Source organism: Paenibacillus contaminans (genome assembly GCF_003285015.1).
Lineage (GTDB): Bacteria > Bacillota > Bacilli > Paenibacillales > NBRC-103111 > Paenibacillus_V > Paenibacillus_V contaminans.
The window spans coordinates 145,489-164,333 of sequence record NZ_QMFB01000015.1; the positions used below are offsets into that span (position 1 = coordinate 145,489).

General features: G+C 45.2%; 21 protein-coding genes and 1 pseudogene. 16 read left to right on the plus strand and 6 right to left on the minus strand.

The window, feature by feature from the left end:
• The first annotated feature begins 11 nt into the window (after nucleotides 1-11).
• The 6 genes and pseudogenes from DQG23_RS23980 to DQG23_RS24005 form a co-directional block, all read left to right on the plus strand.
• Nucleotides 12-887 carry a carbohydrate ABC transporter permease gene (locus DQG23_RS23980; protein WP_113033415.1) on the plus strand — a complete coding sequence of 292 codons (876 nt, stop codon included), beginning with the start codon at nucleotides 12-14 and terminating at the stop codon, nucleotides 885-887.
• A gap of 78 nt (nucleotides 888-965) precedes the next feature.
• A complete protein-coding gene (locus DQG23_RS23985) occupies nucleotides 966-2,885 on the plus strand; it encodes an alpha-L-fucosidase (RefSeq protein ID WP_113033416.1) in 1,920 nt (639 codons plus the stop codon).
• Nucleotides 2,886-2,958: 73 nt separating this feature from the next.
• Nucleotides 2,959-4,971 (plus strand): glycoside hydrolase 5 family protein, encoded by a 2,013-nt coding sequence (locus DQG23_RS23990; protein WP_113033417.1) that lies wholly within the window; start codon nucleotides 2,959-2,961, stop codon nucleotides 4,969-4,971.
• A 42-nt stretch (nucleotides 4,972-5,013) separates the two neighbouring features.
• On the plus strand, nucleotides 5,014-5,790 hold the full coding sequence (locus DQG23_RS23995) for an SDR family NAD(P)-dependent oxidoreductase (RefSeq protein ID WP_113033418.1): 777 nt from the start codon (nucleotides 5,014-5,016) through the stop codon (nucleotides 5,788-5,790).
• A 30-nt stretch (nucleotides 5,791-5,820) separates the two neighbouring features.
• On the plus strand, nucleotides 5,821-7,245 hold the full coding sequence (locus tag DQG23_RS24000) for a hypothetical protein (RefSeq protein ID WP_113033419.1): 1,425 nt from the start codon (nucleotides 5,821-5,823) through the stop codon (nucleotides 7,243-7,245).
• A 296-nt stretch (nucleotides 7,246-7,541) separates the two neighbouring features.
• A pseudogene (locus DQG23_RS24005) lies at nucleotides 7,542-7,919 on the plus strand (ABC transporter substrate-binding protein); the annotation flags it as partial.
• A 33-nt stretch (nucleotides 7,920-7,952) separates the two neighbouring features.
• On the opposite strand, the gene DQG23_RS24010 reads toward DQG23_RS24005, so the two are convergent.
• Nucleotides 7,953-9,404, minus strand: a complete 1,452-nt coding sequence (locus tag DQG23_RS24010; protein WP_113033421.1) for a recombinase family protein — start codon at nucleotides 9,402-9,404, stop codon at nucleotides 7,953-7,955.
• The gene (locus DQG23_RS24015; RefSeq protein ID WP_113033422.1) at nucleotides 9,397-9,615 is read right to left on the minus strand and encodes a helix-turn-helix domain-containing protein; all 219 of its coding nucleotides are present in this window, start codon (nucleotides 9,613-9,615) and stop codon (nucleotides 9,397-9,399) included. The genes DQG23_RS24010 and DQG23_RS24015 overlap by 8 nt, the downstream gene beginning before the upstream one ends.
• A 143-nt stretch (nucleotides 9,616-9,758) precedes the next feature.
• Between DQG23_RS24015 and DQG23_RS43470 the strand changes: the two genes are divergently transcribed.
• The 3 genes from DQG23_RS43470 (at nucleotide 9,759) to DQG23_RS24025 (ending at nucleotide 10,473) form a co-directional block, all read left to right on the plus strand.
• Nucleotides 9,759-9,890: a hypothetical protein gene (locus tag DQG23_RS43470; protein ID WP_272949066.1), complete on the plus strand. Its 132-nt coding sequence runs from the start codon at nucleotides 9,759-9,761 to the stop codon at nucleotides 9,888-9,890.
• A gap of 192 nt (nucleotides 9,891-10,082) precedes the next feature.
• A complete protein-coding gene (locus DQG23_RS24020) occupies nucleotides 10,083-10,268 on the plus strand; it encodes a hypothetical protein (protein ID WP_113033423.1) in 186 nt (61 codons plus the stop codon).
• 19 nt (nucleotides 10,269-10,287) lie between these two features.
• On the plus strand, nucleotides 10,288-10,473 hold the full coding sequence (locus DQG23_RS24025; RefSeq protein ID WP_113033424.1) for a hypothetical protein: 186 nt from the start codon (nucleotides 10,288-10,290) through the stop codon (nucleotides 10,471-10,473).
• A gap of 242 nt (nucleotides 10,474-10,715) precedes the next feature.
• On the opposite strand, the gene DQG23_RS24030 is transcribed toward DQG23_RS24025, so the two are convergent.
• Nucleotides 10,716-11,447, minus strand: a complete 732-nt coding sequence (locus tag DQG23_RS24030; protein ID WP_113033425.1) for a stalk domain-containing protein — start codon at nucleotides 11,445-11,447, stop codon at nucleotides 10,716-10,718.
• 257 nt (nucleotides 11,448-11,704) lie between these two features.
• On the opposite strand from DQG23_RS24030, the gene DQG23_RS24035 reads away from it, so the two are divergent.
• Nucleotides 11,705-12,568: an ATP-dependent DNA ligase gene (locus tag DQG23_RS24035; RefSeq protein WP_113033426.1), complete on the plus strand. Its 864-nt coding sequence runs from the start codon at nucleotides 11,705-11,707 to the stop codon at nucleotides 12,566-12,568.
• A 64-nt stretch (nucleotides 12,569-12,632) separates the two neighbouring features.
• On the opposite strand, the gene DQG23_RS24040 is transcribed toward DQG23_RS24035, so the two are convergent.
• The 3 genes from DQG23_RS24040 to DQG23_RS24050 all read right to left on the minus strand — a co-directional run bounded on the left by DQG23_RS24040 (nucleotide 12,633) and on the right by DQG23_RS24050 (nucleotide 14,030).
• Entirely contained in the window at nucleotides 12,633-13,286 is a 654-nt protein-coding gene (locus DQG23_RS24040; RefSeq protein WP_146762368.1) for a hypothetical protein, read from the minus strand.
• 225 nt (nucleotides 13,287-13,511) lie between these two features.
• Nucleotides 13,512-13,562, minus strand: coding sequence for an excalibur calcium-binding domain-containing protein (locus DQG23_RS43815; RefSeq protein ID WP_113033573.1), 51 nt, complete (start codon nucleotides 13,560-13,562; stop codon nucleotides 13,512-13,514).
• A gap of 27 nt (nucleotides 13,563-13,589) precedes the next feature.
• Complete coding sequence (locus DQG23_RS24050) at nucleotides 13,590-14,030, minus strand: copper amine oxidase N-terminal domain-containing protein (protein ID WP_113033428.1); 441 nt, start codon at nucleotides 14,028-14,030, stop codon at nucleotides 13,590-13,592.
• Nucleotides 14,031-14,436: 406 nt separating this feature from the next.
• Here DQG23_RS24050 and DQG23_RS24055 point away from each other — a divergent pair, with 406 nt between their 5' ends.
• The 6 genes from DQG23_RS24055 (at nucleotide 14,437) to DQG23_RS24085 (ending at nucleotide 18,646) form a co-directional block, all read left to right on the plus strand.
• Complete coding sequence (locus tag DQG23_RS24055) at nucleotides 14,437-15,093, plus strand: hypothetical protein (protein ID WP_113033429.1); 657 nt, start codon at nucleotides 14,437-14,439, stop codon at nucleotides 15,091-15,093.
• A complete protein-coding gene (locus DQG23_RS24060) occupies nucleotides 15,083-16,231 on the plus strand; it encodes a helix-turn-helix domain-containing protein (protein WP_113033430.1) in 1,149 nt (382 codons plus the stop codon). Before DQG23_RS24055 ends, DQG23_RS24060 begins: the two co-directional genes overlap by 11 nt.
• Nucleotides 16,232-16,420: 189 nt before the next feature.
• On the plus strand, nucleotides 16,421-16,699 hold the full coding sequence (locus DQG23_RS24065) for a hypothetical protein (RefSeq protein WP_113033431.1): 279 nt from the start codon (nucleotides 16,421-16,423) through the stop codon (nucleotides 16,697-16,699).
• An 89-nt stretch (nucleotides 16,700-16,788) separates the two neighbouring features.
• Nucleotides 16,789-16,980 (plus strand): hypothetical protein, encoded by a 192-nt coding sequence (locus DQG23_RS24070; protein ID WP_113033432.1) that lies wholly within the window; start codon nucleotides 16,789-16,791, stop codon nucleotides 16,978-16,980.
• A 385-nt stretch (nucleotides 16,981-17,365) separates the two neighbouring features.
• Nucleotides 17,366-17,818, plus strand: coding sequence for a hypothetical protein (locus DQG23_RS24080; protein ID WP_113033434.1), 453 nt, complete (start codon nucleotides 17,366-17,368; stop codon nucleotides 17,816-17,818).
• Between the two features lie 522 nt (nucleotides 17,819-18,340).
• Nucleotides 18,341-18,646, plus strand: coding sequence for a hypothetical protein (locus DQG23_RS24085; protein ID WP_113033435.1), 306 nt, complete (start codon nucleotides 18,341-18,343; stop codon nucleotides 18,644-18,646).
• The last annotated feature ends 199 nt before the right edge of the window (nucleotides 18,647-18,845 follow it).

The following is an 18,845-nucleotide window of genomic DNA, read 5'->3' on the forward strand; positions in this document are numbered from 1 at the left end:
AGGGATAAACGATGGGAGCCGGAGGAGCTTCAAGAAATGTATCAACCGTTGTCATAAGCGTGTTTTTGCTCGTTCTCGGTATTTTGTGCGTGCTTCCGATTATTCATATTTTAGCTTTTTCATTGAGCAGTCCCGCAGCGGCTGGAACGGGAAAGGTCGGCTTATGGCCGGTCGATTTCAGCTGGGACGCTTACACGTACATTTTGGACGAACCCAAATTCGGCAGATCGCTTGCGGTTTCGGTCCGGAGAGTTTTATTGGGACTATCGATAAGCTGCTTCTTGACATTGCTTACCGCTTATCCGCTTTCCAAAGAGTCTGCAAAGTTTCGCCCGCGAACGTTTTATGTCTGGTTTTTGGTTGTAACGATGCTGTTCAGCGGAGGACTCGTGCCTACTTACATGATCGTACGGACTTACGGCTTGCTGGACACGATATGGGCGTTAGTGCTGCCGGGGGCTTTGCAGGTATTCAATATTACGCTTATGCTGAATTTTTTCCGCGGGCTGCCGAAAGAGCTGGAAGACTCCGCGTTCGTCGACGGCGCCGATCATTGGACGCTGCTGTTCCGGATTTACTTGCCGCTGTCGCTTCCCTCATTGGCTACGATCGGATTGTTCACGCTTGTTTATCATTGGAATTCTTGGTTCGACGGACTGATTTATATGAATAAACCGGAGCATTATCCGCTGCAGACGTATTTGCAAACGATCGTGGTGAAACCGGATATGAGCAAAGTGACGAGCTTCACAGAGTTGTTAAACGTGTCGCCAAGAACCGTCAAGACGGCGCAAATTATAGTCGGGATGCTTCCGGTCATTATCGTGTACCCGTTCTTGCAGCGTTTCTTTGTAAAAGGACTTGTTCTCGGCAGCGTAAAGGGATGAGGTTCGAAAAGTTCCGGCAAACGGCCCGGTATCCGATACAATTGTAGTAAACATACTTTATGCGGGAGGATCCCCAGGATGAGATATATCAAAAGAGCGGTTCATATCGATTTTCATACGCTTCCCGATATTCCCGATATCGGTTCCGACTTTGACGCCAAGGCGTTTGCACAAACGCTGAAAGAGGCGAAAGTGGAGTACATCAATGCATTCGCCAAATGCAATCTCGGCTTTGCCTATTATCCGACGGACATCGGCGTGAAGCATCAGCATTTGCATTTCGATATGTTCGGTCAAACCTTGGAGGAATGCCATAAGCTCGGAATCGGCGTTACGGCTTATTTTAATTTGGGCTTGGACCATGAAATGGCGAGAAAGCATCGGGATTGGTGCATTCTGAATAAAGAGGGACAAGTCGTTTACGGAGACCGGACGGAGCATTTTTTCCGAAATATGTGTCTGAATTCGGGCTACGGCGATTATATGCTTGCCATGATTAAGGAGGTTCTCGACCGTTATCCGGTGGACGGCATTTTTCTGGATTGCATCAACATGCACCCGTACCCTTGCTACGGCGACGAATGCAATTTCGATATGGTCATGCGCGGTATGGATCCGTTGAACGACGAGCATGTGCATGCCTTCTCCAGAGCACAGACGCTCGAATACTGCCGGAAAGTAAAAAAGCTGGTCGGAGACGAGAAGTTTCTGTTCCTGAACGGATTAACCTTCGGCGAAGCGGAAGGACTTAGCACGCATTGGGAAATCGAATGTTTGCCCGGTCTGTGGGGATACGACTTCTTCCCGGCGCAAGCGGCATATGCCCGCAACCGCGGCGTTCAAGTTTTCTATATGACGGGCCGCTTCCAAGCCAGTTGGGGAGATTTCGGAGGTCTTAAGACGAAAGCTTCGCTGCAGAACGATTGCTGGGATGCCATAAGCAATGCCGTAACGACATCCGTCGGTGATCATATGCACCCCCGTTACGGGCTGGAGCCGGCAGTTTACCGAATGGTCGGGGAAGTGTATGCGGAGCTGGAGAAGCTTGAGCCATGGACGGATCATGCCAAAGCCGTAGCGGAAATTGCGATATTGGCGCCAACCAGCGGCATTATCGATAAAAACCACAATGGCGCTGTCAGAATACTTGGCGAGCTTAAATATACGTACGACATCCTCGATGAGCGAATGGATCTGTCGCCGTACAAAGTCGTTATTTTGCCCGACGAGCTTACAGTATCCGAGGTGCTGCAAGCAAAGCTGGAGCAGCATTTGGCAGAAGGAAAGGGCATCATCGGCTCGGGTTATGCCGGTCTGAATCCCGAGAAGAGCAAGTTCGCCTTGGAAGCTTGGAATATGGAATATGAAGGGCCGGATCCGTGGAATAAATCGTACTTCAAGATGCTTGAGGAGTATGCCGGCATTCCGGACATGCCGCTCGCCGTTTACAACCAGGGGATTCAGATGCAGCTGAAGGACGGCGCGATTGCTGTCGCCGATTACGTGCAGCCGTATTTCAACCGGCATTGGGACGGGTTTCACGGTTATTTTTATGCCCCGTCGGATAAAAGCGCGGGCAGACCTGCGCTCGCCAGATCGGGAAACATTTTTCAGTTTTGCTTTAACATTTTTTCCGCTTATAACGAATTCGGTATGGCGGCGCATAAAAACGTTGTGAAATATTGCCTGGAGCAGCTGCTTCCGGATCCGTTGATCAAGTACGAAAATATGCCTTCAACGGCTCGCGTAACGGTAACCGCAAAGGATCGGATGCGGATGATTCATATCAAGACGACCCATCCGGAGCCGAGGGGGAAGTACAATATTGTCGAGGATTGGCAAACGCTTACGGACGCAGCGGTATGGCTGAAACAGGATGAAGCCAAGGCTGTTTATTTGGCGCCGACGAAAGAGCCGCTCGCTTTTGAACGAAAAAATGGATATATCCGCATCCCTTTGCCCAAAGTGGGCGGATATGCTTTGGTCGTTGTTGAGTAGGAGTGTTCGGAAGCCATTGAGGGCGGAAGCCGGAAGCCGGAAGTCGAAATCATGAGGAAAGATGGGACGAAAAATGAGAGAGAAAGAAACGCTGCCTTATCCGTTTACATGGCATGATACGCCGATAGATTTGTCCTTTGTGTTCAAGGATGAGAAACCGGCAGGCAAACGCGGCTTTCTGACCGTACAAGGAGAACGATTCGTATTCGAGGACGGTACCCCCGCCCGGTTCTGGGGGACGAATTTCAACAGCGGCGCCAATTTTCCATCCCATGAGCATAGCGAGAAAGTAGCGAAACGGCTTGCAAAGTTCGGCGTGAACATGGTCCGTTTTCATCAGATGGATGCCGAATGGTCGACGCCGAATATTTTTCAGTTTACGAAGGGCGAGAGGAAGGATCACACGCGTTGCTTGGATCCGGAGAGCTTGGATCGGCTCGACTACTTGATTTATTGTCTCAAGCAAGAAGGCATCTATATGTATATGGATTTGCTGGTGTACCGAAAATTCAAATCCGGAGACGGAGTAGAAAACGCCAGCCAATTGACGGAAGCCGCCAAACCGTATAGCAATTTCAGCCGGAAATTGATCGAGCTGCAAAAGCAATACAACGAGCAGTTGTTTACGCACTATAACCCCTACACGAAGCTGGCTTATAAAGATGACCCGTCAATCGTCATGACGGACATTACGAATGAAAATGATTTGTTTCTGCACGAGTCCAGACCCGTTGTATTGGAGCCATACCGCAGCGAGCTTGAAGGGATGTACAGGGAGTGGGCCGATCGGAAACGAATGGATGTTCCGGCCGGAGAAAAGGTCAACTTTGCCTGCAAGCCCGATGAGACGATGACCGCTTTCTTGAGCGAGGTTCAAACTTCGTATTATGTGGAGATGATCGATCATTTGCGTGCCATCGGCGTAAAAATTCCGATTGCCGGAACGAATTGGCCGCTCAATGCCGCTTTGCTGCAATGTCAAACGCCGACCGATTTCACCGACAACCATGCTTACTGGTGGTTAGGGGATCAAAGCTCGATCGACAATCGTCCCATGACCGCCTACAAATCCAATATGCTGCCAATGATCGGGTTTATGAAGCTGCCGGACAAACCTATGTTCATATCGGAATGGGAAAGCCCGTGGCCGAACGAATGGCGGGCGGAAACGCCTTTGCTGCTGGCGGCGGCCGGCGCATTTCAAGGCTGGTCGGGTTACGCCATCCATACTTACCGGTATACGACTTCCCATCAGGACGATCGTATAGGACGGAATATCGCTCTGAACGGCATTACTTACCGCGGGATTTTCGACACGTTCAACGACCCTGCCAAATTCGGATTATTTTATCATGCTGCGTTAATCTTGCGGCGGGGCGATGTCAAAGAAGGGGAGCAGCGGATCAAGGTCAAGCTTCCCGAATTAAACAGCACCGGACCGGACGATTCGATCAGCTTTTTTATGTGCCGCGTGCCTGCTACCGATCTTCTTGCGGAACGCCATAAATATGCGATCGAGCTTCCGGGACCCCGGACGGCGAAAAACGGTGAAGACGATATCGTGATTCCCATCGATACCGAGCTCGTGGATGCAGGGAAAGGCGAGGTACTGTCCGACACCGGAGAAATGTACCGGAGCTGGGTCAAGCGGTATGGCTGGATAAACGCTCCGAGGACAAAAGCGGTTTACGGCTTCATCGGCCAAGCCGGCTTGATCGAGCTTTCCGGCATGTCGATCGAGGCGGAGACCGATTTTGCAACGATTGCAATCAGCTCGCTAACGGACGATCCGCTCGCAAGTTCGGATAATATGCTGCTTACCGCAATCGGACGCGCAGACAATACCGAAGCAGTCTATAACGAAGATCACACTGCAGAGCTTAAGCCCGGACGACCTCCGGTACTGGTTGAAGTCATTCGCGCGAAAATACGGCTGAAAACCGAACAATCGGACGTTCGCGTTTGGTCTGTCAATCCGGAAGGATTTTTTACCGGCGCAGTACCGTCCGAATGGAAAGACGGCGTACTGTCTTTCGAAATAGGCCATACCTATCCTTCGATGTATTATTTGATCCAAAAAAACTAGTCGTTTGCTCAAATAACGGTAAAAGATAGGGAGTCGGCGCATATGGCGAATGATAATCTAGCCGATAAGACGGTTTTCATTACGGGAGCGGGCTCCGGTATCGGAGAAGCGGCCGCGCTTCTTTTTGCCAAACGCGGCGCCCGAATTGTCGTTCTCGATATTGAAGGCAATCGTGCGGAAGCGGTAGCTGAGGAGATTCGCAAACAAGGCGGGGAGTGCACGGCAATCGCTGCGGATGTCGGAAACGAATCGGATATGAAGCAGGCGATCGGCGAAACGGTATCCCGTTTCGGCTCGCTTGATGTTTTGATTAACAATGCAGCCTCACAAATTATGGGGCCGCTGCATGAATGCACGGAGGAACAATTCGACCGCATGATGCAAGTGAATGTCAAAGGCGTATTTTTCGGCTGCAAGTACGCCTTGCCCGTTATGATGAGCAGGCGCAGCGGCGTCGTTCTATCGGTCAGCTCGGTTCTGGGCGTCGTCGGCGATCCCGACTTGAGCGTGTACGGCGCAACCAAGGGGGCGATTATCGCGCTCACCAAATCGCTTGCGGTTGCCTACGGGCCATATGGCATCCGTGCGAATTGTCTATGTCCCGGCGATGTCAATACGCCGATGGTCAAGCGGTTTTTCGATTATCAGTCCGATCCGGAACAAGCGAGAGACCAGGTCAATCGGCACTACCCTCTGCGGCGTATAGCCGAACCGGAAGAGATCGCTTCGGCGCTTGCTTTTCTCGCTTCGTCAGACGCGTCGTTCATTTCCGGAAGCTCGATGTTTGTCGACGGCGGACTTACTTCGGAAGTTTATTGAAACGGATATAAGGAAAGAGAGGCATCATGTATGGAATCGATTAAAATAGGCTGGGGCATGAGAAGCATTACGCCCGATAAGCCCGTTTTGTTAGCCGGGCAATTTCACGACCGGATCGCCGACCGCGTTCGGGACCCGGTAATGGTTACAGCAATGGCTATAGAAGGGGCTGATGGCGAACAGGCGGTGATGGTCAGCTGCGATTTGGTAGGTATCGAAGACCATATACTGGAAGGCGTCCGCGCAAGGTTGAGAAACGACATTCCCGAACTGGATTCGGACCTAGTTATTTTGAACGTCACTCATACCCATACCGCTCCTACTCTAAAGGGCTTTATCGAAAGCAGAGTAAGACCGTTTTTGACATGCCCCAGAGAGTATCCGGGTATTATGACGCCGGACGAATATTCGGATTTGGTCATCGGACGGATCGTCGAAGCCGTTAAGGAAGCATGGCTGGGACGCAGGCAGGGAGGGCTGAGCTGGGGGGAGGGCTACGCGGCGATCGGCCATAATCGCATGGTGTTGTATCATGACGGAATGGCGAAAATGTACGGGAATGTCGATTCGATCTTTTTTAAAGGCTTCGGCGGCCCGGAGGATCATCGCGTAGAGATGATGTTTACTTGGGACCAAAACATAGAGCTCACGGGCATCATTGTCAATATGGCTTGTCCTGCCCAAATCATTGAGCACGAAAGCTTCATTTCTGCGGATTATATAAGCGAAGTGAGGGAGCTGGTCAAACAAAAGTGGGGACCGAGCGTCCATGTACTGGGAACGATCGGTGCGTCCGGAGATTTGGCACCCCGGGATCTTATGCGGAACAAGGCCCACGGAAAATTGGAGGGCGACGAGGAGCTCCGTGCGGCTGCAACAAGCTTGGTAAGGGCGATGGAAGCGGGACTGGAAACGACAGGCCGGACAATCGATACGAATCCCGTACTCAAGCATCGGGTCAGGAACGTTAGCTTACCTTTGCGCCGCGTAGAGAAAGAGGAAACGGAACGGGCAATAAGTCAGTGGGAAGCATTCCGGAATGCTAAAGAATCACAGGAAGATGACCTCGTTTACTTCGAATCGCTCGGTTTTGCTCGTCAGATGGAAATTTTCAACGATTGGGCCGTGCAAAATCATTACCACCGGCTCCGTCAACATGCTTTTTATCAAATGGAATTGCATGTGCTCAGAATAGGGGATTCGGCTCTTGTTACAAATCCTTTCGAATTGTATACGGAATACGGACTTCAGATCAAAGCGAGAAGCGCTGCGAAGCAAACGTTCATTTCACAGCTGACATGCGGAAGCGGCGGTTATTTGCCTACTGCAAGCGCGATTGCAAGCGGGGGCTACGGAACTCAGCTGTTAAGCGGGGCGGTCGGGGACGAAGGCGGCAGGCTGCTGGTCGAACATACGCTGGAAGCCATTCAATCCGTCTGGCAAGATCCTGCTTAATCGGATCTATGTGCTCCACCCAAATAATGAGAACGGCTGCCGCTGGCAGCCGTTTTGGCGTTATCGGGAGAAAGCTGATTTGACTCAAAAATATGTCCTTCAAATAAAGCGTCGCACCGGCAGAGTTCCATGATGACGGGCTTGTTTGCGGAACCGCCTGATAGGCGGATGCATAAGATGAACAAATGCCGTCCGTCAACGGCGCGTCGTTGGCCGGCGGAAATATGGCTGCAAGAGGGGAATGAAGGATGAGAAAGCATGCATGGAAGGGCTGCTTGGCTGCATTGCTTGCGGTGATGCTGATCGTTTCGGCCTGCGGCAAAAAAGAAGAGACGACCAAGGTGCGGATCGGGGAAGTGACGCGTTCGATCTTTTATGCGCCGGAATATGCGGCGATTGCCAAAGGTTTTTTCAAGGACGAAGGGCTTGAAATCGAGCTGACGACGACGGCAGGCGGCGACAAAACGATGACGGCGCTCCTGTCGAACGCGATCGATGTCGCGCTTGTCGGATCGGAAACGTCGATCTATGTTTACCAGCAAGGCTCCGACGATCCCGTAATCAATTTCGCTCAGCTGACGCAGACGGACGGCACGTTCCTCGTGGCGAAGAACAAAATCCCGAATTTTGATTGGAAGCAGCTGAAGGGTGTCACCTTCCTCGGCCATCGTAAAACTATGTTAGTGATACCTTGTGAATAAAGGGCATTAGCTGAAAATTCGGTATTTGATATCTATATGCGATCCGTTTGTCACATCTATGCTTTGGACAGAGAGTCTTATTGCGTTCTTAATTAATGCGCGATTCTGGGAAACTAAATCATCCTTTAGATCATCGACCAAAGAAACAAATTTCCCGATCATTCGAGCGGAGTTGTTATCCTCAATTTGTTTTAACTGCGTTAGGATTTCATTACGTTCCTTGTCAATCCGCTTACTTGCAATTTTAAAGTCATCCTTGTTTATAGCTTCATCTTCGTACAGCTCGATCTGCCGCTGCATCTTATTGTCGAGCTTTTTCAGTCTGTCGTTTAATCCCTTCACATCTACTGTAGTGTCTAATTGTTCGTTTTTATCTTCAAAAGCTTGCGCACCTAGAGAAAAATGAATTTCTTGGACATTGATAAGCGACTGAATCACCTTATCTTCGAATTCATCGCGTTCAATATAGTGATGGAAACATTCAGCCTTTTTCATGTAGCCAGAACAAACGTAATGGTAGTAAACTTTTCCGCTCGGTTTGCTTCTTGCTCGACCAATCATTTTTCTGCCGCAATGAGTGCAATATACAAGACCAGATAGCAACCATTTTTCATTATCCGCTTGTCTATGTCCCGTTGACCTTGCATTCATTGCTAACTGCACCTTATCGAACAAATCTTTTTCAAGTATTGGTTCGTGGTGATTTTCAACAATAATCCATTCTGCTTTCGGGCGAATAAGTTCTTTCCCCTTGTGTACATATCTCCTGTTATATACAAACATTCCCGCAAGAGTCTCCCGCCTCAAAAGTTTGTTAATTGCCTCAGCGGTGAATGGATTACCTTCTTTTGTTTTAACGCCTTTTATCGCTTGCATAATCCGACGTGCACCCATACCTTGAAGGATGTAGTCAGCCATATTTCTGACTACTGCAGCTTCATCCTCATTGATTACATATTTACCATTTTCGATATTATATCCAAAACAAGGGCGAGAAACTGCTTTTTCACCTTTTGCCACAATCGATTTCATGTTTTCTTTTACCCTTTCACGGATTCGTTCACGCTCAAATTCTGCAAAAGCACCTAGAATTTGAAGTACCATACGACCAGCAGGCGTTGATGTGTCGAAGCTTTCACTGGCTGATGCATAACCACATTGATACGAACTAAGCTCATCCACTATTGTCAGCAGGTCGAGTAAGTTTCGGCAAAGACGGTCTATCTTCGTGGTAACGATCATGTTGAATTCTTTTTTTCGTACCCTAGACAACATTTCCTGAAGATGAGGTCTGTTGGTATCCTTTGCGGAATATCCGTCATCGGGAAACAATACGACATCTTCCCATCCCATTGCTTTGCAATAAGCGCGGAGACGTTCTTCCTGCTCGGCAAGTGAATTTCCTTTAGTGGCTTGTTCATCTGTGCTGACGCGTATATAAATAGCTACTTTATTCATCTGATACCTCCTCCTTTTTATGCTCAATCACATCATTCGGCTGACAATTAAATAACGTGCAGATTTTATCGATTACCTCAAGTGATACATATTCGTCTTTACCCAGTTTTGCAAGAGTCGCAGTAGATAGGCCGAGTTTCTCCCGCAATTGGGTTTTTGTCATATCGTTTTCAACGAGTAAATGCCACAAAGGTTTATAAGTAAATGCCATAGGGGACATTCTCCTTTCGTAAATATTATGTTCCTATTATAAACTTTATATTTAGAAAAGCAAATATTTTATTTACAAAAGGTTTTATTTAGTGTATATTATATTTAGGAAGTTAAATAACAACTTCCTGAAAGGGTGAGAAGATGAAAGATTGGGTAGGACTTCTTACGGCGGTCATTCAACTGGTAACAGCAGTCATCCTCTACAGACTGGCCGTTCGTGAGAAAAACAAAAAAGGAACCAAAAAACGCAGCCCCCGAGGCAAACGTAAATAGGTTCCCACGAGAAGGTCGGACTCGACCCGGCCTTCTCACCCCAATCTTATCATATAAGCACTACAAAATAAAACAGGAGGCGATCGGTATGGGCACTGCAACATTGATTATCAGCATTGCGGCATTGGTTATTTCGGTGGCGGCTCTGATTCGAACGATTTGGAATAAATAATGCGGGAGGAGAACGCCAATATGAACATATCTGATATTGAACAAGCCATCGGCCGGGAACTGACGGATTCGGAACGCAAAACCATTGAATGGTTAAACGGCTGGGAACGTGAGACAAAATTGAATTTCATGGCGATCGTGCGGGCTGCAAAAGAGAATGGTTTTATTCAAGGTGTGCGATTTAAATATAGCGTCGGCGGACGGTAAACGCGAGGAGGAATGCGGGATGGAAGTCAAAGCAGGAATGCATGTATGGTCGACTGTGTTCGAGTGCAATGTGGATGTAGTTAGGGTTTTCAAAAATACCGCGACAATCAGGACTTGGGGCGGTTGGCTCATGGCTGGAAAGACCATGACATTTAGAGGTCAAGCGATTGATACGCTCCAACCTCGTCGTCAACGTGCGGCATAGGCAAGGGAAAATACACAATCCGCCTGACGAGGCCCGCTAGGGAACGGCCCGAAACCTACCGGCACATTGCCGGGATGGTCGCGGATATCCGCTATGAGATGGTGAACGTTGGCCCTTTCGTAGATACTTATTCAGACAGCGTCTCTGTAATCGAACGAGGCCACCTGTGGCAGCCTCGTGTTTGTATATTGAATTCAAGAACCCGATTGCGGTATATGGTTTCTTTTGTTGCAGGTAAGTAATTATCTAATTTGTGGGTTCCCAAAAACTGCTCCTGAACTCACTCCAAGGAAAACAATCTTTATTTGATTTACACCCGACAAATCAACATCCACTTTAGCAATATCACCAGGAAGGGTGGGTTTGCTCCGATATATTTCCTTGCCATCACCGTAAATTACTAAAGTATTCCCTTCTTTTGAATCTTTATATATATCGTCAATGCTAAAATCACCAGTAAGTTTCTTGTACTGAGAATTTAAATTATAAACGAAGTTAACGCCGTCGTTCCCCCCGAGAAAATTAGGCGTATAATCAAAGGCGATTCCAGTGTCATATTGCTTTCCTGCTAGAGTGAAAGGTTTTTGGTTATTCCATTGATTGATATGAACATTGCTCATGGAGAAACTAACTCGCGCGTAATTCAAAGATGTTAAGGGGACACTTGTCCCATCGGTTCTTTGTCCGATAATTATGCTATTCGTTTTGCCATCCCAATCTACAGGTTTATTTAATGCTGATGCTACAGCACGAACTGGAAGGTAGGTCGTACCATCATAAATAAATGGTTCTACAACATTCCCCTCTGAATCCCTAGGTGTAACAGTAGTGCCGTCAACAACAATTTTGATATTATTATATACAGCAGTTATTCCTTTCGTTACTGGATCAGCAAAAGCGGCAGTTCCGGACACGATTAAACTAGTTGTAGCAACTCCCATAATAAAACCTTTGACTTTTTCTTTTGAAATCATAAAACAACTACCTCCAAAATCATGATGTATTTTATTTCATGTCCTCTTTCGCCATAAAGCATGCAAAACCCTTCCATAATTCGACAAGTTTATATCATTAATTTCAAAAGGTGGTGCATTGTCAAGTGACAGGGATTTACTTCCAGTTTAAAAATTGGTTGGTAAGCAGTTCACTATCGGGATGATCAAGGATATTCCAGTAAATCCCGCCTCTACACGTTATAGCCACGCGCTATAATTGACGTAGAGGTGTTTTTATGTTTATTTCCCCGATGCTGCTCGAAACAGCTCACGCTCCGTTTACTGACGACAATTACATTTTTGAGCCGAAGATCGACGGCCACCGCTTGATTCTCTCGCACGTTAACGGCCAGACGAGGCTCTATACACGTCACAATAACGACTGCACGCGGCAATATCCAGAGCTCGCGAGCTTTACGTTTGACGGCGATATCATCCTGGATGGCGAGGTCGCTTGTACCGATCCGCAGACCGGAGTGATTGATTTCGAAATGGTTATGGAGCGGTTCTCAGCACGGAAACCGGATAAGATAGTAAAGCTATCTGCAGCTTTACCCGTTAATTTCCTGGTATTTGATATCCTGCGCTTTAAAGGGATCGATCTGCGCGGCCGGGCGCTTAAGGACCGGAAAGAGATCCTTTCAGCTGCCGATCTGTCGTGCTGCCCATTTATCGGTAAGATCCCATTCATCGAGGATGAAGGCGTGACGCTTTACCAACAAATTCGGGCCCGGAAGATGGAGGGCATAGTCGCCAAGCGGAAGAACAGCATATACGTAAGCAACCGGTCGGCGGCGTGGCAAAAGATCATTAACTGGCAGTATGAGGATGTTTACATTACCGGCTATCGTAAAAGTGAATTCGGCTGGTTGGCGTCTGTGCCCGGTAATGACGGCCGTTTACGGCCCGCCGGTATAATCGAGTTGGGCGTCTCGCCGCGGCATAAGATGGCCTTTTATAGCGTCTGTAAATCGCTTGTGACTCGAGAGGAAAAGGATTTCGTGTACCTGGAGCCTCGAATAAAAGCTTGCGTTAAAATTCGTAATTGGACGCGGAACGGTATGCTTCGCAGTCCTGCGTTGGTTGATTTCGTACTTTAAACAAAATTGAAAAACCGCCTTAAATACGAGGCGGTTAGTTGAACTATCGTTACCCGTTGAAACTTTATTCAAGCGATAACTTTAATACAAAATCTCCTGTAAATAATTTTCTCGTCTCAATAAGATAAGAAATATCGCTCATATCACCGATATCTAACACATATGGGACATCAGACTTTTTATTAGCCAACACAATCCGATATTCCCTTTGATGGGCAAACTCATTACGCTTATAGAAAAAAAAGTTCGGATCATGGTTATGTTGAGCTATCAGCCGCTCTTTCGAATTAACGCTGTAGTCTTCATAATTTACTTTCCCTTTGTACGTTTGAATACCCTGCTTTTCGACAGCTTTATCCACTCTTTTAGTAAATTCCCCAGGATTAATAAGAAGAGCATGTTCCCCGAAGTCCTTGATGATTTGTTCTATATCTTGGTCTCCAAAGTTTAATTTACATTCAACCGAGTCATCATTTTCTTTAACGATTGATAGTGATGTCGAATCTACCTGTGTTATGCAAAAGATAGGCATTAACATATGAGCATTTATATTAAACGAAACCATTTGAGCATCGTCAACTAAAAATGTTTCGTCCGTTTCTGGATTTGTAAAACGAAGAGATACCTGATTAAATATTTGTGCCAGTTCGTACTTATCACCAACACCAGGGATCCCGGTCTTCTTCTCTAATTCCTTAAAGAAGTTTCCATTGTTCATATAAAGCTGTCCCCTTTGAAGTGAAACGAGATGGTCTTTGTTATCTTTAAATTTGATAAACATAAATATTCTATCATCGTCTAACTTTGAGGTCATATTAATCACCATTCCCATCAAAATTTATTATTACTAATTCCACATAAGTATAAGTTCCAATATTTCTATAGTTTTGTATATACGTTATCCTTCGTGTTCGTAATCTACTGCAAATCATTGGAGCATAGTTTATTTCTCACAAGCAATGCCGTCACCGTCTCGATCGAGTTTCGACTGTATTCTGGATCACCTCTATAGAGTGGAGCCTTACCGGAAGCCTGCCGAGCTGACAGTAATGGTCTTGGAGGATCCATCCCATCCGACTGTAGCCCCGAGAGATTCCCCTACAAAGCGGAGAGGTACAAGCGTCGATCCGTCTTTAACATGTCCAGCAACCACAATAGGGGTGGCTTTTCCATTCTTTGTGTAATAATCATGCCCAACCGTATAAACGATTTCAGTCGTATCTTTCGTAGCGGTTACCGTCATAGTTTCTTGTTCCCAAGCTACCGTAGCTCCAAGTGATTCAGATATCTTACGGAGTGGCACAAGCGTGCTACCTTCAACTATCCTCTGTTCCACTTCAAATTCAAGCTTTTTGCCGTCCAAGAACACGGCTGGAGCAACATCACCATCTGCGTAAAATATCGTTACAGCAGTTAATAACAAAGCAAAGCATAGGATATATGCAGATAATCGTTTGAACATCGAGTTTACAGCCCTTTCATAAATTTGTTTGCGGTATCCAGTAATTCGACAGATGGTTACATTTTCCTGCAACTAACAACTCGAGCTGGGAGCACGCCGCAACATAAGATGGCGTTCTACGGCATTTGGAAGGGGCTTGTAGTTTGAGAGGAGAAGGACTTCGTATAGCTTGAGCCTTACATAAGAGCACGCGTTAAAATTCGGAACTGGGCGCGTAACGGCATGCTTCGCAGCCCGGATTTTGATAATTTTGTGTATTGATTTCTCCTGCTGTCTTTTATGCTCAGCGGGGACTTTATTGTGCACTCCTTCTGAAAAATCTGATTCACTCTAAAGTCGGTTGTAAAATTTATAGTTTTTTAGTAAAATGGTTGTAACGATGTTTTTCCGAGAAAAGGAGACCACTATGACCAATATTATTCCGCTTAATGTTGAAGAATTAATCCGCAGCGAAATTTCTCCAAAGATCATGTCAAGCATGGTCTCTGTTGTTGAACAAGGCTATATACTTGCACGAGAGGCAACAAAGCATATCTTGTTCCTTGACTGGGATTTAGGAAGAAAGCATGAAGGATACCTTCGCCCTATTGCTATTCATTATTTATTCAAGCGTGAATGTGAGCAAGGAAGATTGCCGTTCTCGCTTTCAATTGAAAGTAATAGTAATAAAAGTTACAAATTTTTATTGTTTAATAAAGAAACTATAAAAATGACATTAAGTCAGGTTGATTCGCCAAAGGTCGCTGCTCGTCCCGCATATTTTAGAAAGAAACTGGAGGAGTCAAATCAAGTTAGAATGAATTTTTTTGATGATATTGCGACCTTTGATACTCCAAAAGAACATTATCTTCAGTTAACATATAGTAGCGGCGGTGTTAAACCACGGTTTGTAAACCTTGGAATGCCGAACGGAATTGGTTGGTTTGATAAAATTGATTTAATTAAGGAACCTCGAATCGTTATATCGACAAAAGATAAATTGGAGAAAGAAGAAGTTATAGTTTCAGAAAACTTGATTGGTTTACGAAAATTTGCAGAAGAGGTGGAGGGCTTTGGAAGCTAATAACCGCTTCTCAACATTCATACCGGACCGCCTTGTTGAAGCTAGAGAAATAAGAGGTATGACAACAACAGAGTTAGCGGAAGAGGTTGGTGTTTCTCAGCAAGCAATCTCGAAGTTTGAAAAAAATGATAAGTCAAGTCCAAGCTTCGAGACGATCGAAAAAATAGCTTTAGTTTTGAATGTTCCTGTCAACTTTTTCTATAAGACATCAGTACCAACAAAAGAAGCAGTCGTATTTTTTAGAAGTAAATCAGCAGCTACAGTAAAGTCAAAAAAAATTCATGCAAATAAGTTGGGATGGATCAGAGAGATTTCTCTGTATTTAGATAACCTGCTTGTTTTCCCAACAACAAAGATCCCACGGTTAATTGATCGCGAGCGGTTTATTCCAACTGAATTTAATGAGATAGACGAAATGGCTATAAGCGTACGGGAAATGTGGGGGTTAGGAAATGGACCAATAAGCAACATTGTATTGCTATTAGAAAAAATGGGGGCCGTTGTTGCAAGGTCTCCATTTTCGACTTATAGCATCGATGCTTGTTCAGTTTGGCATGATGGTGATAGGCCGTATATCCTTTTGAGTAATGATAAAACTGCTTCACGATCAAGGTTTGACATCGCACATGAATTAGGACATTTGGTTCTTCATTCCCGGTTAAAGACAAGTGAATTTAACCAAAAGGAAAATTATAAAAGGATTGAGAAAGAGGCCAATCGGTTTGCAAGTTCTTTTCTCCTACCGGCCCCGAGCTTTGGAAGGGAAATTTTTTCATCGACTTTGGAACATCTTGTATCACTTAAAGAACGATGGAAAGTTTCAATCAATGCTATTGCATATAGAGCAATGCAACTAGAGATTTTTAGCGAATACCAGTATATTTATCTAAAAAATAAATTAGCACAAAATAATTGGCTAACTAAAGAACCACTTGACGACGAGCTGCCGTTTGAAGAGCCTACTTTATTAAAGCAGGCATTTGAGGCTGTTGTTGAAAACGACATTAAGACAAAACAAGACATTGTGAGTGAACTAGGTCTATACCGAGAGGAAATTGAGGCAATAGCCAATCTAGAAGCTAACTACCTCTTACCTAAAGAATCAGGAAAAGTATTTGCTTTTAAACCCAAACATTAGTTGTCAATCCCCCCACCATAAAAGCTGATGGGGGGATTGTTTGTGATTTGGCAGATAGTTCATCTCCTAAACATTTTTTATTTTCGTAAGGGTAAATTGTGGGTTTTATAGGGAAAACCTATGTGTTGTTTTGAATTCCATAGTGTATATTTATATCATCGAGAATCGAGCAAGAGAGGGAAGCGGACAATGGAGACAAGTTACAAAGCGCTTGCTGAGGAGATCGGGCAGCTCGTCGATGAAAAAGATGCTGCTTATGGTCAAGCATTCGCAAAAGCCGGTGACTTCCTCCGGCTGCTTTATCCAGACGGCATGAAACCGGAGCAGTATACGGACGCTCTATGTTTGGTTCGCATTTTTGACAAGCAAATGAGAATCGCATCAAGAAAGGATGCTTTCGGGGAATCGCCATATCGCGACATTGCCGGATATGCTTTGCTTGGAGCATCAAACGATTTTCGAATCTGACGGACTTATGCCGTATCAACCGACAGGGAATAGTTTCCAACTGTCCTCACTTATGGGTAATAAAAACCATAAAAGCGAGGAGAGAGGGTATGAAGTACTATATCTGTCACAGAGGCAAAAGACTTACAGAAGCGATGACAAAGGAGCAAGCTATTAAGGAGATTTTCCTGCTAAGTGGCGCAATTTCGGGCTTAAGCATTCTGATTGTGGAGGAGAATACAGGTAAAATAGTGGGGGAAATCAAGCGGAAGAAGAAAAGAAGGCCGTTCAGCGAATTTTGAACTCGCAAACGGCCTTTAAGTAATATCCATCATTGATAAATACTGCATCTTTCGTATGTTTTGTTATTTTGCCTCCGTAATCAATTATTTCGCTGTTTTGCCATACAGTAACGGATGATTCGAATAGCATTGCATTGTCTATGTCGGCGTCCGTCTTTAGGATCTGGTTACTCTTGAACATCTCGAAAACACTACCTTTCGACAGTTTTATTTTCTATAATTCTACGATTTATCAAGTTAAAATACAAAATATTATTTTATTTCCAATATAACGTAACATTTGTATATATGTGGATGTCGTTATATGTAAGGCAGCTATATACTATAAATAGGATATATAGTGATTACATACTTATGCTGTCAAAAAAAGTTGGGAGAGGATTGTATGTTGAAAAGGTTTAAAAGTGTTAGGAAAATGTTGATTGCTTCTGTTGCTGCTTGTATGCTTTTGGCCGGCGGTACATCTGCATTTGCGGCTGTCGTTAATGAAACGGAACCTAACGACAATGTCCCATTGGCGACAAACGTAAATGTCGGCGATACTGGCGTGGGTGTCATTTCAAATTCTGATATTGACACTTGGAAATTTACTGCAACTTCCACCAAAACTCAATCTATGATGTTTATTAGCCAAGGATATGTAACTGGTAAAGCTATTGCTGTTATTGACGTAACTAATCCATTCGAATATAACTATATTTATGCAGCTCCTTATATACATCCTTCAGCGGGTGGTGTATATGTCTCGTTTAATACTATCGCAGGTCATCAATATGCATTATTGATTACAGCCGATGGACCTACCGCTGAACCTTACCACTTTATACTCTATCCATAAAATCTATGAATAAGTGAAGCACCCTTTTGGGTGCTTTTTTATTGTTCTTTTTATTCACGTTCTTTACCGAATACCACCATTTTTATGGGTTTCCGACGCGGAAATGATTTTGATGCTGAAATGCACTTTATCTAGGTGTGACGCGGATACTGTGGAAAATCGATATTCGGCTGATTTTGTCCTTCTCGTCCGATTTTTCAGAAACGACTCAGTAACAAACTGTGATTACCGCCGTTTTACGCTGGATTTCTCACGATTCCATTTTCACTATTTCTATTCAAATTTCTGCTAGGTATTGGTAAAAGAAGCTGTTTTTCGATGTTTCCGACGCGGAAATGTTCTTTAATAGAGTTTCTTCCACCGGAAACTATTATTTAACGATGTTTCTACCAGAATAAACGGGGAAATCAAAGAGAAAGAGAAATCAAAGTAAATAAAACATTAATACTCATTCGCTAAAAGCTGCTCATTCGTGAGTGGCTTTTTGTTTTATATAAATCAAAGTCTAGGAGGGAAAGGGGAATGGCATATGTACAGTTTCGACTCAGGATAAGCCGGCATGCACATGAGCAGTATTGCAAACGAGTTGAACCGATCGATATTGAAACTCTTACCGAACAATGCCAACAGCAGCTGGACGATCGCAATTACGATTACAACCGAAAAGACTTCATTCATCTCGCTGGAGTATGGTGGGTGTATCAATTCGTGGACAATGAGCAGCGGTTTATTACTTGCTACGGCCGGACGAATATGAATATCCCTTATGCGCTCCGATGGGCAGCCGTGCATAAAGACAGGGTAGACCTTTTAAACGGGTTGATTTGATAGAATGTGTTTCTAGCTTCTGTGAGCCTGGTAGAGCGTTAGGAGTGCGTTCTAGTATATCTTGCTCGTTTTGGAAAGAAAAGAGCATAGGCGGGTGTTTATGGGTCCTTCTGGGGCTTGAAATAGGTGCGGGTGCGCGTGAGCCCGAAATATGGCTAGGTACAAATTTAAAAAAATACTTTCGCTTTCGCTTGGGGAT

Excerpts from the sequence above, each read along its gene's own strand:
- DQG23_RS23980 (WP_113033415.1), top strand. The coding sequence starts at position 12 with ATGGGAGCCGGAGGAGCTTCAAGAAATGTATCAACCGTTGTCATAAGC.
- DQG23_RS23985 (WP_113033416.1), top strand. The coding sequence starts at position 966 with ATGAGATATATCAAAAGAGCGGTTCATATCGATTTTCATACGCTTCCC.
- DQG23_RS23990 (WP_113033417.1), top strand. The coding sequence starts at position 2,959 with ATGAGAGAGAAAGAAACGCTGCCTTATCCGTTTACATGGCATGATACG.
- DQG23_RS23995 (WP_113033418.1), top strand. The coding sequence starts at position 5,014 with ATGGCGAATGATAATCTAGCCGATAAGACGGTTTTCATTACGGGAGCG.
- DQG23_RS24000 (WP_113033419.1), top strand. The coding sequence starts at position 5,821 with ATGGAATCGATTAAAATAGGCTGGGGCATGAGAAGCATTACGCCCGAT.
- DQG23_RS24010 (WP_113033421.1), bottom strand. The coding sequence starts at position 9,404 with ATGAATAAAGTAGCTATTTATATACGCGTCAGCACAGATGAACAAGCC.
- DQG23_RS24015 (WP_113033422.1), bottom strand. The coding sequence starts at position 9,615 with ATGGCATTTACTTATAAACCTTTGTGGCATTTACTCGTTGAAAACGAT.
- DQG23_RS43470 (WP_272949066.1), top strand. The coding sequence starts at position 9,759 with ATGAAAGATTGGGTAGGACTTCTTACGGCGGTCATTCAACTGGTAACA.
- DQG23_RS24020 (WP_113033423.1), top strand. The coding sequence starts at position 10,083 with ATGAACATATCTGATATTGAACAAGCCATCGGCCGGGAACTGACGGAT.
- DQG23_RS24025 (WP_113033424.1), top strand. The coding sequence starts at position 10,288 with ATGGAAGTCAAAGCAGGAATGCATGTATGGTCGACTGTGTTCGAGTGC.
- DQG23_RS24030 (WP_113033425.1), bottom strand. The coding sequence starts at position 11,447 with ATGATTTCAAAAGAAAAAGTCAAAGGTTTTATTATGGGAGTTGCTACA.
- DQG23_RS24035 (WP_113033426.1), top strand. The coding sequence starts at position 11,705 with ATGTTTATTTCCCCGATGCTGCTCGAAACAGCTCACGCTCCGTTTACT.
- DQG23_RS24040 (WP_146762368.1), bottom strand. The coding sequence starts at position 13,286 with ATGAACAATGGAAACTTCTTTAAGGAATTAGAGAAGAAGACCGGGATC.
- DQG23_RS24050 (WP_113033428.1), bottom strand. The coding sequence starts at position 14,030 with ATGTTCAAACGATTATCTGCATATATCCTATGCTTTGCTTTGTTATTA.
- DQG23_RS24055 (WP_113033429.1), top strand. The coding sequence starts at position 14,437 with ATGACCAATATTATTCCGCTTAATGTTGAAGAATTAATCCGCAGCGAA.
- DQG23_RS24065 (WP_113033431.1), top strand. The coding sequence starts at position 16,421 with ATGGAGACAAGTTACAAAGCGCTTGCTGAGGAGATCGGGCAGCTCGTC.
- DQG23_RS24070 (WP_113033432.1), top strand. The coding sequence starts at position 16,789 with ATGAAGTACTATATCTGTCACAGAGGCAAAAGACTTACAGAAGCGATG.
- DQG23_RS24080 (WP_113033434.1), top strand. The coding sequence starts at position 17,366 with ATGTTGAAAAGGTTTAAAAGTGTTAGGAAAATGTTGATTGCTTCTGTT.
- DQG23_RS24085 (WP_113033435.1), top strand. The coding sequence starts at position 18,341 with ATGGCATATGTACAGTTTCGACTCAGGATAAGCCGGCATGCACATGAG.